Source organism: Thiomonas sp. SCN 64-16 (assembly GCF_001725585.1).
Lineage (GTDB): Bacteria > Pseudomonadota > Gammaproteobacteria > Burkholderiales > Burkholderiaceae_C > Thiomonas > Thiomonas arsenitoxydans.
The window spans coordinates 1-13,942 of the sequence record NZ_MEGQ01000080.1; the positions used below are offsets into that span (position 1 = coordinate 1).

At 65.1% G+C, this 13,942-nt stretch carries 16 protein-coding genes, 1 tRNA gene and 1 pseudogene; 7 read left to right on the forward strand and 11 right to left on the reverse strand.

All coding sequences use genetic code 11. From position 1 onward, the window contains the following. The 8 genes from ABT24_RS15015 to ABT24_RS15050 form a co-directional block, all read right to left on the reverse strand. A partial coding sequence (locus tag ABT24_RS15015; RefSeq protein ID WP_286738191.1) for an FHA domain-containing protein occupies positions 1–685 on the reverse strand: 685 nt, incomplete at its 3' end. Between the two features lie 314 nt (positions 686–999). After that, complete coding sequence (gene traI / locus ABT24_RS15020; protein WP_276732861.1) at positions 1,000–3,084, reverse strand: TraI/MobA(P) family conjugative relaxase; 2,085 nt, start codon at positions 3,082–3,084, stop codon at positions 1,000–1,002. 28 nt (positions 3,085–3,112) lie between these two features. After that, complete coding sequence (locus tag ABT24_RS15025; RefSeq protein ID WP_276732863.1) at positions 3,113–3,424, reverse strand: plasmid mobilization protein; 312 nt, start codon at positions 3,422–3,424, stop codon at positions 3,113–3,115. Then, positions 3,417–4,157 (reverse strand): hypothetical protein, encoded by a 741-nt coding sequence (locus tag ABT24_RS15030; RefSeq protein ID WP_276732866.1) that lies wholly within the window; start codon positions 4,155–4,157, stop codon positions 3,417–3,419. The genes ABT24_RS15025 and ABT24_RS15030 overlap by 8 nt, the downstream gene beginning before the upstream one ends. A 202-nt stretch (positions 4,158–4,359) precedes the next feature. Next, a complete protein-coding gene (locus ABT24_RS15035) occupies positions 4,360–4,644 on the reverse strand; it encodes a hypothetical protein (RefSeq protein WP_276732868.1) in 285 nt (94 codons plus the stop codon). A 212-nt stretch (positions 4,645–4,856) separates the two neighbouring features. Then, on the reverse strand, positions 4,857–6,980 hold the full coding sequence (locus ABT24_RS15040; protein ID WP_276732871.1) for a DUF3987 domain-containing protein: 2,124 nt from the start codon (positions 6,978–6,980) through the stop codon (positions 4,857–4,859). Further along, on the reverse strand, positions 6,973–7,293 hold the full coding sequence (locus ABT24_RS15045; RefSeq protein WP_276732873.1) for a CHC2 zinc finger domain-containing protein: 321 nt from the start codon (positions 7,291–7,293) through the stop codon (positions 6,973–6,975). Before ABT24_RS15045 ends, ABT24_RS15040 begins: the two co-directional genes overlap by 8 nt. Next, complete coding sequence (locus tag ABT24_RS15050) at positions 7,290–7,637, reverse strand: hypothetical protein (RefSeq protein WP_276732877.1); 348 nt, start codon at positions 7,635–7,637, stop codon at positions 7,290–7,292. The genes ABT24_RS15045 and ABT24_RS15050 overlap by 4 nt, the downstream gene beginning before the upstream one ends. 129 nt (positions 7,638–7,766) lie before the next feature. Between ABT24_RS15050 and ABT24_RS15055 the strand changes: the two genes are divergently transcribed. Continuing rightward, positions 7,767–8,111, forward strand: a complete 345-nt coding sequence (locus tag ABT24_RS15055) for a hypothetical protein (protein WP_286738202.1) — start codon at positions 7,767–7,769, stop codon at positions 8,109–8,111. Positions 8,112–8,351: 240 nt separating this feature from the next. On the opposite strand, the gene ABT24_RS15060 is transcribed toward ABT24_RS15055, so the two are convergent. From ABT24_RS15060 to ABT24_RS15070, 3 genes are read right to left on the reverse strand one after another with little or no spacing between them, the layout of a single operon-like run. Next, positions 8,352–8,606, reverse strand: a complete 255-nt coding sequence (locus ABT24_RS15060; RefSeq protein WP_276732882.1) for a DUF2442 domain-containing protein — start codon at positions 8,604–8,606, stop codon at positions 8,352–8,354. Continuing rightward, on the reverse strand, positions 8,590–8,829 hold the full coding sequence (locus ABT24_RS15065; protein WP_276732884.1) for a DUF4160 domain-containing protein: 240 nt from the start codon (positions 8,827–8,829) through the stop codon (positions 8,590–8,592). The genes ABT24_RS15060 and ABT24_RS15065 overlap by 17 nt, the downstream gene beginning before the upstream one ends. Positions 8,830–8,838: 9 nt before the next feature. Continuing rightward, the gene (locus ABT24_RS15070; protein WP_276732886.1) at positions 8,839–9,969 is read right to left on the reverse strand and encodes a tyrosine-type recombinase/integrase; all 1,131 of its coding nucleotides are present in this window, start codon (positions 9,967–9,969) and stop codon (positions 8,839–8,841) included. Between the two features lie 216 nt (positions 9,970–10,185). Here ABT24_RS15070 and ABT24_RS15075 point away from each other — a divergent pair. The 6 genes and pseudogenes from ABT24_RS15075 to ABT24_RS15100 all read left to right on the forward strand — a co-directional run bounded on the left by ABT24_RS15075 (position 10,186) and on the right by ABT24_RS15100 (position 13,866). Beyond that, positions 10,186–10,262: transfer RNA gene (locus ABT24_RS15075), tRNA-Arg, on the forward strand. Between the two features lie 347 nt (positions 10,263–10,609). Beyond that, positions 10,610–11,068 carry a hypothetical protein gene (locus ABT24_RS15080; RefSeq protein ID WP_276732889.1) on the forward strand — a complete coding sequence of 153 codons (459 nt, stop codon included), beginning with the start codon at positions 10,610–10,612 and terminating at the stop codon, positions 11,066–11,068. A gap of 116 nt (positions 11,069–11,184) precedes the next feature. Next, positions 11,185–11,517, forward strand: a complete 333-nt coding sequence (locus ABT24_RS15085) for a helix-turn-helix domain-containing protein (protein WP_276732891.1) — start codon at positions 11,185–11,187, stop codon at positions 11,515–11,517. A 714-nt stretch (positions 11,518–12,231) separates the two neighbouring features. Next, complete coding sequence (locus tag ABT24_RS15090) at positions 12,232–12,624, forward strand: plasmid mobilization protein (RefSeq protein WP_276732892.1); 393 nt, start codon at positions 12,232–12,234, stop codon at positions 12,622–12,624. Positions 12,625–12,710: 86 nt separating this feature from the next. Then, positions 12,711–12,986: pseudogene (locus ABT24_RS15660) on the forward strand (relaxase/mobilization nuclease domain-containing protein); the annotation flags it as partial. A 376-nt stretch (positions 12,987–13,362) separates the two neighbouring features. Beyond that, positions 13,363–13,866 (forward strand): IncQ-type mobilization protein MobB, encoded by a 504-nt coding sequence (locus ABT24_RS15100; RefSeq protein ID WP_276732896.1) that lies wholly within the window; start codon positions 13,363–13,365, stop codon positions 13,864–13,866. Positions 13,867–13,942: the final 76 nt, after the last annotated feature.

A 13,942-nucleotide genomic window follows, 5' to 3' on the forward strand; every position in this document is an offset into this window, starting at 1 on the left:
GTCCGCGACGCTCGACGAAAATCTCATCGTGCCGATTGACCATGATCTCGGTCACATCGTCCCGGTGCAGCAAGGCCTCCAGCGGCCCCAGGCCGACGGCCTCATTCACTGCTGCCTGCAAAAATTGCTGCCGATCCTGCTCCTGCACAAGGCCGGGATCCTCATCAATGAGCGCAACCAAGGTATCGTGGACACGGGCGCGCAGATCGGCCTCTGACATGCCGGCCGTGTCGATGCGGCGCACGTCAATTCTTGCGATCAACCGATCATGGAGTAATCGAAGACGCGAAAAATCGACTAGGGAGTCCTGCCACTCGTCATCCGCCATCGGCTGACTGGCAATTTCCGAAGATTGGATGGCAGCGGAAGTGTCTTCCACGATGCTTATGGGGGTTTCATCGCGGATGGTCAGCCTCCAGGCTCCGATCTGGATCTCGTCACTGCCGTGCAGCGGCCCGTAAGGCTCCGTGATGCGTTCGCCATTTACGGCAGTTCCGCTGCGCGTAGACAGGTCGCGAACGAAAAGCCCGCCTTGCTGACGGTAGACCATGGCGTGGTGCGGGGCGACTGTCCAGCCCTGCAGTACGACCAGGTTGTTCTCGGATTTGCCGATCTGGCAACTCTCTGCTTCGCAGACCACCTCTCTGGCGGCCGCCCGGCCACCTTGAAACACAATCTTGAACATAGTCGCTTCGGTCTAGACGGTGGACACTGGAATAAGCTTTAATTTGTTGCAATATCTAGGTTATTTTTCCAAGTTTCTCACAAACTTCCTGGAAGATTAGCGCATCTCAACCATAAATTAATGACAGTGCAGGATAAATTTGCAATCATTTGTGTCCTGATCGTGGGATAGGATGGCCCTCGGGTGGCGTGTTTTCGTTTCTTTCGCGACGGAAATGGGGCATTGAACATTTGATTGTGCTGCTATGCGATATGTCGAACGCGTTGGTGCGAGTACTGTGGTCTGCTCTGCCTCCTACCCGGGTTCACGTGTCGTCAAGAACGTTCCATGTCCCGGTCGTTGCGCGGCCGCTGCCTCGCCATCGCATCCACCTCCCGCATGAACCCCGCATAGAGCCCGCCCAGCGCCTTGCGGCTGTGCGCGTTCGCTGCGGCCACGTCACCGCCCACTTTCTCGATGCGCTCCATACCCCGCATCCAGTCCTGCACGGCTCGGGTGCGCACAGCATGGGTCTGGGCCTGCTGCCACGCCGCCAACGCCGCTTCGACTGCCCGCATTTCTGGCGGGTCAGCATCGGCCTGTTGCGCGGGGGCGCGGGCGATGATCTCTGCCACACGTCGCGCTCTCGCCTTGGCCTCGGTGTCCAACTCGCCCTGTGATACCGCTCGCCTCATGAAGGGCGTGAGCCGTTGGGAGGGCTGCCTGCGCCGCTGTTCATCCTGCACCACAGCCTGCAAGTCGGCGTCCATCACTTCGATGCCCAGCCGCACCGCCTGCCGCGCCGCCCGTTCCCTGAACTCACTGCTGCCGGTGATGTTCACCTTGCCGCCATACTTCTGCGCCGCCATGCGCAGAGCGGCTTCCAGACTGTCATCGCCCTTGTCGTGCATCACGATGCGCGGGCCGGTGTCGGTGAACTTGTCCCGCCCCTGTGCATCACGGTACAGCACGAATTGCCGCTTGTGGTCGATCTGCGCATCCAGTCCGGCCAGCGTGAGCTTGCGCAGCGGGTCGAGTTCTTCGCCCTCGATGCCGTCGATCTGCTTGCTCTTGTTGCGCTGCTCGCGGTAGCGGATACCACGCAGCGCAGCCTGCGCCGCCTCGTCGCCCTGTGCTGCTTCACGCTCCAGCCATTTACGCCAGACTTCGGCCTTGGGCTGCTTGGCCGACAGCGCCTTGCGCTGCGCCGCCTGCCGCTTCTGCAAGGCTTCACGTTGCTGCGCCGCCTTGAGCGCCCACAAGGATTGAAGCACGGCCTGCGGCTGGCCCTGCTGCCGCGCCTGCGCGGTCATCGCCTTGCGTTCCTCGCGCAACTGCCCGGCCAGCGCCGCGCGCTCGGCGCGATGCTGCTGCACCAGGTCGGCACGCTGCTTCGGCCTGTCCTGCCGCGCCGTCTCCTGCTCGGCCTTGAACCGCGCCGCCAGCCCCTTGCGCGCCGCTGCCCGCTGCGCACGTCGCGCCGCCCGCTCGTCCGTATCCCGTCCGCGCCGGGGCGCTTCCTCATGCGCCCACGCACGGCCCGCATCGAGCGACTTCTGATAGCTCACCGCGCCCAAAGGCAGCTTGTCCGGGGGCGGCTGGTACGGCCCGAGTTTCTTTTCCAGTTCGGCCTTGCTCGCCCAGCGGCCCAACTGCGACGCCTTGGCGGCCAGTACCCGCCCATCGTCCAGCGTTGTCGTGACCACCATGCCTGAGCCTTTCGGTGCGATGCGCAGCCCGTACCGCGCCGCCTGCTGGTGCAACCGCTCCCATGTCACGCCCGGCGTGTCCAGCGCGGCCTTGATCGCCTTGGCAGGCCCGCCAGCGGCCCATTCCTGAAACGAGGCTCCCGCCTCACGGTGCGCCGCATCCGCCGCAGCGGGGGAGAGCTGCGGCCCTGCAGTCAATAATCCCCATTCCTGCCTCTGCGCCCGGCTCATGCGCACGATCCCTCTTGCCGGGTCGTGCACATACGGGCCGGGGCTGTGCCGCCAGCCCTGCGCAAGCTCAATCTCGCGCATGGCCTTGTCCAGCAACAGCCAGTCCATCCGGGGCACTTTGGCCGTATGACCATCGGCATGCGCCCGGTTGACGATCAGATGCACATGATCGTGGTCGGTGTCGCGGTGCAGCGCCCACAGCGCGTCGTGGCCCGCGAAGCCCAGGGTGTTCAGGACGTGGGCGCACGCGGCCTCGATCTGCTTTGTCGTGGGATGCTCGCCGTCCTGCCAGGCCAGGGTGACGTGGTACACCGGCCCGCGCGCCGTCTGGTGGCGTGCCGCTGCCGCCGTGGTGTCGAGGATGTCGATGGCGGTCTGGCGATCCTCGGCCGTATCCAGCAGGCAGGCAAAGCCCAGCGTGCCCATCTCCGGGCGGGATTCAACGGCTTGGTCGGGACGGTCGCGGGCGATGTATCGCACGGCCTCGCCAAATCCGCGGGAGACCCCTTTACGTGGGATGACTTTGGCGAGCATCGGCGGCCTCGGCAATCTGCTGCACCGCTTCACGCCACAGCGCCAGGGCTTGTTCCGTGGCGTGGCGGTCAAGCAGGCCGCGTGCGGCCAGATGCTTGAGCAGCCCGCCCTGCCGCCGCAGCTCAGCATGCAGGGCTTGCAGCCGGGCCACACGCACATCGCCACGCAAAGCGAGGGTGCGCAGGTAGCTGCTGGTCGTCAGCAGGGCCGCATCAGCGGCATGGCGGATCAACGCAGCCTCGACGGGCGTGGCGCGCAGCGCCAGGTGAACGGTACGTTCACGCATGGGACTCTCCTGTCATCCGTGTACGCAGCGTGCTCGGGTAGAGTTTGCCTCCTGGCGGCAATGTCTTGCGCTCGACGTCGATGCGCCGCTCCACGGCATTGGCGCCGAAGCGCTCGATGAGGGCGATGAGCGTCTTGCGGTCGCTCTCGGTCGGGCCGTCCGCGCCGAAAGTGAGCTTGCCGCTTTTGAGCAGCGCAACCGCCCGTTCCGCCGGAGATTCGCCGATGGCTTTGACCCCGGCAGCGGGCGGCCCCTCCAGGTGCTTGCGCAGGACGTAGTCCGCCTCGGATTCCTCCGGCAGACGATCCGAGCCATCCGCCCAGTCGGGCAACTCCAGACCGGACACGCCCGACGGCGCCTGCGAGGGGGCCAGCGAGGGGGCCAGCGAAGGAACGGATGAGGCGGACGGTTTCGCCGCAGGAGGCGGGGCTGTGGGCGGGGTCTTGGCCTCGGTGGCCGCACGCGGCGCCGAGACCGCAGCCGACAAACCCGCACGGCGCACGGCCTCCAGCAAGGCAGCGGGGCGCACGCCCAGGCGGGGCGCAATCAGGCGCGCATAACGCGCCAGCGGCACGCCGCTGCGCTGCAGGGCCTGGAGGTCGGCCAGGCGCTCGCTCACGAAGGCCTCGCAGACCGTGCGCGCGGCGGCTTTGCCGCTGAGCTGACGGGAGAGCTTCGCGGCTGCATCAAGGCGGTCAAAGAGGTTGTTCAAGGGCTTGGTCTGTTCAGTCATCATCCTCTCCAAAACGGGTGAGAAACGCAGTGCCGAACGCGGCACAAAACCGGGAAACTCAGGGTGTCGGGCGCAGCCTGACCAGGCGGCCGGTTTCGCCGGGAGCGCGAGCGCCAGGTGAAACCCCGGCCTACCTTGCCCCCATGCGATCACGTTGCCGTCATCACGCTGCCATGACTCTGCACGAAGGGGACACCGGCCCCTAAAACGGCGACTCGCGGGCGCGGGCGATGGCGGCGGCGATGGCCGCTCGCGCCGCAGGCGCTGCGGGTTCGGTGTCGTCTGTCAGTTCAGGGGTGGTGAACCGCGCAGGCCACGCTTGCCGGTAGCTTTGGGGCTTGCGGATTGGGCCTACGGTGGCGAGCACGGTCAGCAGGCCATCGGGCCGCTGCACAACCCACAAGCTCGATGGTTCGGCGTCGATCAGCGCCAGTCCTTGCCAGTCGATACCGGGGAAACCGCCGTGCTGGCGTAGCAGGCTGGGCAAGTCGGGGGTGGCGGGTAGGGCGGGGGGAGGCTCGTTTTCTGGAATGCGGGTGGTGTGAGGCCCAACAAAACCAACATAAGCCCCTTTTGTTGGTTTTGTGGGTTCCTGCACAGCGGGCATTCCGTGAATCGCATGCCCTTTTGTTGGTTTTGTGGGCTCCCGCACCACCGGTTTCCCAGAAAGGGCGCGCAGCCGCTCAAGGTAGATATTGCTCACAGCTTGGCCCTCCCGCTCAGCGTGTAAGTGGTCGAGGGTCGGCCTGCGGTCGGTTCGCGGCGCTCGTGCAACCAACCCAAGTCCACCAGGTAGGCCAGCGCGGCGCTCACCAAATCACGGTCACGCAGCCCCGACCATTGGTTGATATAGGCGTCCCGGCTGCTGAACCCCTCGCGGGACAGATCACCGCGTTTGATGCGCCGCAGGATGGCGCGGGCAGCCTCCACTTCGGGCGATACTGCGCCGCCGTAGATTCGCCGGGCATGCGACTCCAGGTAGGTCGCCCAGCCTAATGCGCGCAGCATGGCCGTTTCACTCACCGGGCCGCTGCCGTCATCGGCCAAGTGGCAGATCAGCGCCAGGGCAGGCACCAGCTTGCGGTACTTCGCCAAGTGGCTCTCAACGGCGGGATGCAGTTCGGCGCTGCGAAGACGGCCTTCCAGTTCGGTGCGCCACTGCACGAACAGCGCCAGTGCCGCCTCGCTTAGGCGTAGGTAGGTTGTGCCTTCGGGGTTGCCGTCTAGGCCGGTGTCCTGCATCGCACCGATGGCCTGCGGGTCGAGGGTGTCCAGGCGGTCGAATACGGCCCATGCGGCCTTTTTCGCGGCTCCGTCAGGCCAGTGATCCACGTCGATCCATTCGCCGGTCTGTTCGGGCCAGACCATCATGCCAAAGCGTTGAATCAAGCCATCGTCGCTCGCGCCGCCGTGCAGGGCGTCAGCGAGATAGTCTCGAATGCGTCCCGGCTGCGTGGTTCCGATCACGGACAGGCACAGGTGTGGGATATGCAGATTGAAGCCTCTGCCGATGCGGTCGAACGTGAACGATCCGCTCCCGTCCCACGCCTCCAGCAAAAAGGCACGATGGTCGGCTTTGTCGGGTCGGTCGAGGTCGCGCAGTAGTCCCATGATCTCGTCACGCTCGAGCATCATGCCCTGCGGGTTTTGCCGCAGCAGTTCGCCCAAGGCTTCCGGGGTGGCGTTCGCGGTGGTGTAGCGCCGCAGCAGCGGCTCAGGATCATCCGCGCCGCCATCGATCAGGTGCATGACATTCGCGCCGGGATCTTTGGCGAGTAGCGCGCGGGCTTTTTTCTCTCCAGCCTCGTTCTGCAACTCGTGCAGCCTCTGCGATTGTTTCCAATCGCGCTGCGCGACTTCGTACTGCTCTTGCGCCCGTGCGACAAGTCGTTTCAGCGGTGCGGTGGCCTGCGACATGGCGGGCGATTTCATCGCGCCGGGCCTGCCGATCACCAAGCCCCAGAGGTTCGGGATCACCGTCCAGTCGGTGCGTTGCTGTGGTCTCACAGCCACCTTGCGCCCGATGACCGCCCCCAATGCAACCATGACGGGCACGGCCACATAGTCGGGCGGGCAACTCACCCGCTGCGCGATGTCGGCAACCCAGGGGCGCAGCGCATCGGGCAGCAGGGCATAGTCGAATGGGTCAACGGGCAGTAGCTCGCCGGGCAGCGGGGCGGGTTCGGCCTCTTGCGGCTCGCTACTCGGCAGCGTCGCCAGCGCCAGCACCTCAGCAGCGGTGGCGTCAGGATGCGCTTCGATCCAGTCGAAAGCATCGCCCTTCGGCGGCAGACCGAGTGCAGCCACATCGAGGATGCTCACCTTGCAGCCCAGGGCTAGCAGCCCGGCGGCAACATCTTGCCCGTATTGCGCACCGGGTTCGTCATGGTCAGGCCAGATCAGCACGGCACGGCCTTGCAGGGGCGTCCAGTCGGCGGCCTCTGCGCTGCTGGCTCCTCCGCTGGTGGTGGCGATGATGTCCAGCTTGCCCAGCGCATCGGCGGCTTTTTCTCCCTCAACCACAAGGACTACGGTGGCGGGGTCTGTGGCGATGTGGTGCAGGTTGTAGAGGGGTTTTCCGGCAGGGGGAGCGGGCGGTTCTCCGATTTCGTACCCTGCGCCGCCAGCGGTGCGGCGCAGGGGCCTGATCCACTTCGCACCGGTGTCAGGGTGCTTCAGCCGAATGCGCCAGAAGATCGGTTCCCCGTTTGTGGTGGTATAGGTGTGTAGCGCTTCGGGCCGAAAGCCGTCGCGCAGGGCTGTCGCTGACAGCCTGCGGGCGGCCTGCTGGGGGGATTCCACGGCGTCGATCACCTCAGACATGGCGACCTCCGATCCAAGCCCCAAGTGTCTTTGCTGCGTCGGGAAAGGTCTGCCCATAGCGCTGCATTTGAAAGGCCAGCACGTCGCCTCCAGACGCGCCGCAGGCCATGCAGCGGAATGCGCCCGTCTCCACGTTCACGCGCAGGCTGGGCCGGGTGTCTTTGTGGAAGCAGCACTCGGCATCGCGCCAGATGCCACGGCCACGCAGCGCGCCGAGTTCAGCGGTGTAGTAGCGCTCAGGATCGGGCAGGCGGTCGCGGTCGAAGTGCGGGCGCAGCAACGCGGCGGTGCGGCGTCGTGGCGCGGCGCTCATGCTGCACCTCCCTTGCGGGGGCGTCCGCGCCGGCGCGGCGGGGGTGGGCGGTCAGGGGTGATGCTGACACTCTGTGGGGCCGCGTCCGCTTGGACCGCGACGCTTACCGCAGCGCTCCTGCTCGCGAGCCAGGCTGCCAGGTCGGGCAGCATGACGGTTGTGCCTCGGCCAATGCGCGTGACCGCCGGGAAGTTTCCGCGCTCGATGCGCCGATGCGCGGCCTTGACCGTCTTGTAACCGAGTGTTTGCTGGAGCAAGGGGTCATGCAGTTGCATGACCATCGGATAGCCCTGCGCGAGCAGGGCATCAAACAGCGCTTGCGCGCCGATCAAAAATGATGACATGTCGACCTCCGAGATGCTGCTGCTCGGGCGAGGCGACGCGGGCTGCGGGGAGCAGCGCAAGATGGGGGATGACAGCCCGCGTCAGGCGCGGGCGATAGGGGCGGGGACGACGCGCGCGGTGAGAGCGATATGGGCGATGCGGCGATGGCCGACGCGGGCCAATTGCCGGGCAGCGGCGCGGCGCGGCGAGGTCAGCAGGATAGCCAGACCTACGACACGCTGTGCGGCACAGGCGGCATGGATGACGATGGCAGCCTGGATGACTGCGGCGGCACGGGCATCCAGGGTGGCCGCAGCCAGGGCAATATGGGCGCGGGCTGCATCGCGCACCCCGCGCCGATGCGCTCGCACTGCGCCCGCCACAGTGCGATGCCGATACCAGCCCACAGCACCGCGCCAAGCACGGGCTTGTCGCGCCGGATGGCGCGCGCAAATATGGTCTGGGCAGGGGCGGTGGCGGGGCGCATGCGCTAACTGTAGGGGATCGGCGCGGCCCGATCAATACGGGTAGCGTCCCCGCCCCGGATGTGTCGCCCCGTTGCTACATAGGAGATGATGTGGGCAAGGTATGCCGGGGTTACACCGTCGCTGGCGCGCCCGGCGTAACCGGCCCCTGGTCAGGCTGCGCCCGACACCCTGTTTGTCGCCGCGTTCGGCACTGCGTTTCTCACACGTTTTCGCGCAGCGCGCGGATCGGTTTTTCCAGCGCAGCGCCTAGGCTTGCACCAGTGCGCGATGGGTGAGATCGCCAATGCCCGCAAGCAGTCCCTCGACGAGGATGTCTTCGTCGAGTTCTTCCCAGTGAATGCCGCGCGTGCTCAGGGTGTAGTTCATCCTCTGTTCGGCTGTGGCGTGCAGCAGGCGCGGGAACCAGGCCAGCGGCACGCTCAGCACTCGGCCATCGGAGAGACGAACCTGCATGCTGTCTTCGTCGAAAGCAATGGACTGCGCCCTAACCAAAGTGTTCATTCCAAGCCCTCTCAATGTCTTCGACGCGGCCTTCGATCAGTTTGACCAACTGGTGCAGAGTCTTGGCGTCAAAACCGTCGTTGTACGCCACACGGACGGGGTGAAGCCAGAACTTGGCGTCAATGCCGTCCTTGACGACGTGAATGTGCACTGGCTCACGCGGGTTGCCCTCGTTCGAGTAGAACAAAAAACGAAATCCTTGGTGACGGAAGACGACGGGCATGTTGCGATCCTATCCCAGCTTCTTCGCCAACTTCTCTGCCTCGATGTGCGTGTACCGCTTGAGCATGGACAGGCTCTTGTGGCCGGTCATGCTGGCCACTTCCATGATGCCCAGACCCTTCTCAAATAATCGGGAAGTGGCCTCGTGCCGGAGGTCGTGAAAGTGCAGATCGTCAAGGAAAGGATCGGATTGCAGTTGCTCCCACAGCGCCACAGCGCGAGGGTCGGGTTCTCGTTTGTGCCATTGGAGGGCTCGGGCCTGCGCTTCGCCGTCCAGCCCGATGCTGTCCAACTCAGTGCGCAGCTTGTCGAGCAGGGCGGTACGCCGGGCGCGCGCAAGCCAGCGCGTCCATACTGCTTTGAAGCCCTCGGCTGTCTTCCACCGGAACACTGACCCGTCCAGCCTGCGCGGCAGGCTTTGCAGGGCATCCACGGCCTTGCTGGATAGGGCCACAGTCCGGCTCTCTCCATTCTTGGTTCGGGGCAGATGCGCCGTGCGGCGCTTGAGATCGATGTGTTCCCACCCAAGTCCGAGCATCTCGCCCCTGCGCATACTGGTTTCCAGCGCTAGGGTCAGAATGGCAGCCTGATCGGCATTCTCGGCGGCGGCCCGCAGCGCATCCTCTTCGCCCGGTCGAAGTCGGCGATCGCGAGCAGGTGCGGCAGCGGGCAATGCTAACCGTCTCACCGGGTTGCCTTGCGGCAGATCGATGCCAAGTTCACGCTCGGCATGGGTGAACACCACGGACAGCGCAGCGAGATAATGCCGCGCCGACTGGGTGGCATAGCCCTGCGCGAGCAGGTCATCACGCCATGCGGCGATGTCCAGTCCCCGGATGTTGGCAAGAAACAGCCTCCCGAAACGCGCCCGCGCTGCCTCCAGGCGAACCGGGATGTTGTGTCGGCTTCTCTGCGCGGCCAGCCTTGGACTAGCGAGATAGGCGTCGATGACTTCGCTCAAGGTTGTGCGCTGCGCCTCCTGCCGAAGCACGTTAAGATTGCCGCGTTGCAGTTCGCGCTCAGCTTCGCGCCCCCAGGCTTCGGCATCGGCCTTGAGGTCGAAGGTTCGACTGATTGACTGTGCTCCCTTGCGCCGGATCTGAACGCGCCAGCCACCTTTTCTCTGCTCGATGTGCGCCATGCTTCATTCCCCCTGTATTCCCCCAAATGGCTTGAAAAAACAGAAAGAATCAAGCATTCATGCGGGTTGCAGAGATTCTAGTTTACGCTTTGGGAGCAGAGGGTCGGAGGTTCGAATCCTCTCGCCCCGACCACCCGATAGAGGTCACCCGCCGGAGCTTGGGCGAAGCCATTTCAGGAGTTTCGACCCAAGGCATCGGCGCCGATCCTGATCCATCTGCCCGTAGCTCAGCTGGATAGAGCAACGGCCTTCTAAGCCGTAGGCCACTGGTTCGAATCCAGTCGGGCAGGCCAAAAAAAACACATAAAATCAATAATTTATAGAGAAAGCCCGACCTCACCAGTCGGGCTTTTTTGTGCCAAAAACGGCCGCCAGTGGGAACGCATTCCCACTCAATTCCCACTGACGGCCACGTTTTCCATTGCACTCTTCCCACCGCATTCCCACTGGCGAGCGCTGAGTGCACTTGATGGGGCAGATCCCCCTCGAAGATCAGGCCCACACCTCAGCCAACGTCAGATCGCGCCGCGTCGCAGCAGTCCAGTCCCAGCGACGGACAGGCAACCCGTCTGCTCCCGGAAGCGTCACGCACCCCAAAAAAGCTCATCTTCTTAATCGATTCAGCGCCATAATGGCTCGCATGGCGAACAACCGCGATCTCTTTTTTGAAGACTGGTGTGATCCAGTGGACCTCCGCATCCTGCAGGATGCGGAGAAGATCCTCGCTCAGCGTGCATGGCAAGACGCATGCCTCGAACAGGCCCAACGCCAGGCTGAGGAAGAGTCGTTTGCGCGCGCGCTCAACGCCTCTGGGTTCTGCGGTTTAGGAAATGTCCGCACCTTCATGACCATCAGTGCGCACGTGGCCATCACCCGCAGGGCCCCACTGACCACCTTATTGGCAGCGCGGCGTCGTATTTTGGTCGGTCTCTTGCAAGACAAATTGTCCAACCGGCTGTGCCGTCTGGCGGCGCGGCGTGCTATCGCCCTTGCCGCCACTCCCTCCGGGCGCTCCATTCCGAGCGACTGCCTCACCCCGCGTCTAGTCGCACAACGTCCCTTTGTCGCCCGCGCCACGCGGGCCGTTCTGATGCGCTGATCGGATTCGATCCGGCGTATCCGCCGCCCGCGCGATCCTGCGCCGGCGGTTTTTTTGCGCGTCCGCCGCGCAGTGCGCCCACCCCTCGCGTGTTCCCAACCTCGAAGGAGCACCCCATGGACCCCCTGTTTTTGACCTTGCAAGAGGTCGCCCAGCTCTTGCGTCGGCGCACGAAAACCCTCGCCAACGCCGTGAATCCTCGCAATGACCGTCTCGAATTTACCGACGGCAGCAGCATCGCCACGATCAAACTCGGCCGCGCCCGACTGGTCCCACGCACCGCCCTGGAGCAGTTTCTGCGCGAACGCGGCTTGACGCTCGACGCCCCGCAGATCGCGGCCGCCACTCAGACACCCGCTGCGGTTTCACCAGTAGGCGCCGTGCCTCCGCCCAAACCCCGCGGCCGACCCCGCAAAGCCGTGGGGCACAACCGCGTGGGAGGGCTGTGACATGCGTGCCCTCTTTCAGACAAAAGAACGGGCCCATGCTTCGGCCCATGCTTCTCGCGCAAAAAAGAATAGGCCCCATCGGAGGACCATTCTTTCTCCTGGCCTGGATATAGGCCCCATCCGAGGCCCATTCTTTTCGCGGTGCGCGGAAATAGGCCCCATCCGAGGCCCATTCTTTTCGTGGCGCGCGGAAATAGGCCCCATCCGAGGCCCATTCTTTTCGTGGCGCGCGGAAATAGGCCTCATCCGAGGCCCATTCTTTGGCGCATCCCCGCAGCTAGCTCGACGCACCCCCGACACACCCCTTGCCCGCTGGCAAGGGAAAGCACCGACAAAGGCCCCGCGCAGCATGCCTTTCGTGCAAGAAGGCGCGCGGAGCAAGGGGCGTGTTCGAGAAACCTGTGATGCGCCGGGGTGGTGCAGGTGCGGAGCGGGCACCGTCTGTCGCCCGTCGATGTCGCCGTGGAACCCTCCCGCCCTGGTGCCGTGGGTGGCGGATTGCTTGGCTGGCTTCCTTCGACAGTCCAAGCCGCAGCATCCCCCTGCCCCGATTGGCGGGCTGTGGCACCACCGGGTGCGTGCGCCCAGACGGTTAGCAGCAAGCCATGTTTTCGCTTCGCTCAAACGGCTTGGTCAGGGCTGCGCCCCAACACCCCGAGGCGGCCTTCGCTGCGCTCTTGCCGCCCGCCGCGTGCAGGCCTGGGAGGGTCGGCCATGATGCCCGAGACCCTTCCACCGCTGTCGCGTCGGCGCAAGGGCGGCCGCCCCAAGGGCGACCCCGCTGCGGTACGCGCCATCACTCTCGGCGTGCGCGTGTCGCCGTCGGAGTACGCCGCGCTGAAAGACAAAGCCGCGCACATGGGCGTGACGCCGGCGCAGTGGTTGCGCCAGGCCGCCCTGTCCCGCCGCCTGCCGTCACCTCCCGTGCCGGCAATCAACCGCGCGGCGTATGCCGAACTGGCCCGGCTGTCGGCCAACCTCAATCAGTTGGCCTGGCATGCCAACCTCGGCGAGAGCGTGCAGGTCGATGCCGATCTGCTCCGCCAGTTGGCGTCCGAGGTGCGTCAGTTGCGCCTGGCGCTGATCGGTGCAGGAGGTCAGCCATGATTGCCAAAGCCATCAAGGGCCGGGGCTTCCGCGGGGCGCTGGCGTATGACCTGGGCAAAGAACAGGGCCGGATCCTGGCGTCCAACATGGCCGGGCGCACTCCGCGCGAGCTGGCTGCCGAGTTCGGCGCGGTGCGCCGACTGCGGCCCAATCTGGGCAAGGCCGTGTTGCATGTCTCGCTGTCGGCCGCCGTGGGCGAGAAGTTGACCGATGCGCAGTGGCAGCAGATCGCCCAGCACTATCTGCGGGGAATGGGGTTGACGAACAACCCGTTCATCGTCACGCGGCACACGGATACCGAGCACGAACACATCCACCTGCTCGTCAGTCGCATCACGCTGTCTGGCAAGGTAGTGAGCGACGGGCGGGACTATGCGCGGCAGGAAGTCCTCATGCGAGAGATCGAGAGAGCGTTCGGTCTGCAATCCGTGGCGCCCAGCCGTGCGTCGCCGCGCAAGGCGGCCCAGAAGGGCGAGATCGAAGGCGCGTTGCGCACAGGCCAGCCGTCCAGTCGCCAGCGCTTGCAGCAGTTGTGCGACGCCGCAGCCGCGGGCTGCGACAGCTTCACCACCTACGTGGAACGGCTGGAGGCCGTCGGCGTGGAGGTGGTGCCGGTGGTGCAACGGGGCGGGGCGAAGCTCTCCGGGCTGTCCTACCGGCTTGAGGGCGTGCTGATGAAAGGCAGTGACCTGGGGCGCGGCTATGCCGCCGCAGGCATTCAAAAAAGGGGGATCTCTTATGAACAAGACCGAGACGTTGCGGCAGTCCGCCGCTGCAGCGAACGAGAAGCGGCTCGCGCATTTGGCGCAGCAGATCGAGACGGTGCGCCAGGCGAAGCATCAGCGCGTGGAGGATCTGGCGACGAGCCTGGAGCCGCTGGCGCAGGCGATGGCCGCACTGAGCGACGAGACGCTGCAGACCTTGATGCTGATCGAGCACAGGACACGCGAACAGGCCGAAGCGTTCACGAGTCAGTTGCAGGACGAGGTGCGCTCGTTCCGGGAGGCCACGGCCGCGGCGCGCAAGGCCGCGGACCGGATGAAGCAATCGACGCAGGGATTGCGGTGGAGGCATTACGCCCTGGCTCTGGTGATGGGGCTGTTGACAGCGGGGCTCGTGAGCGGATTCTGGCTCTGGGTGGCGCCGCCCAAGATCCAGAACACCTTGAACCTGGATCCTCAGGCGCTCGCGCAAGATCTGGCGCCCGCGATCGCAGCCTTGAAGCTGTCCAGAAACAAATGACGGCACTTGGAGTGGAACGTCTCTTGGTCGGCATCCGGGATGCGCAAACCGGGCTGATGATGCACCGCAAGTGGAG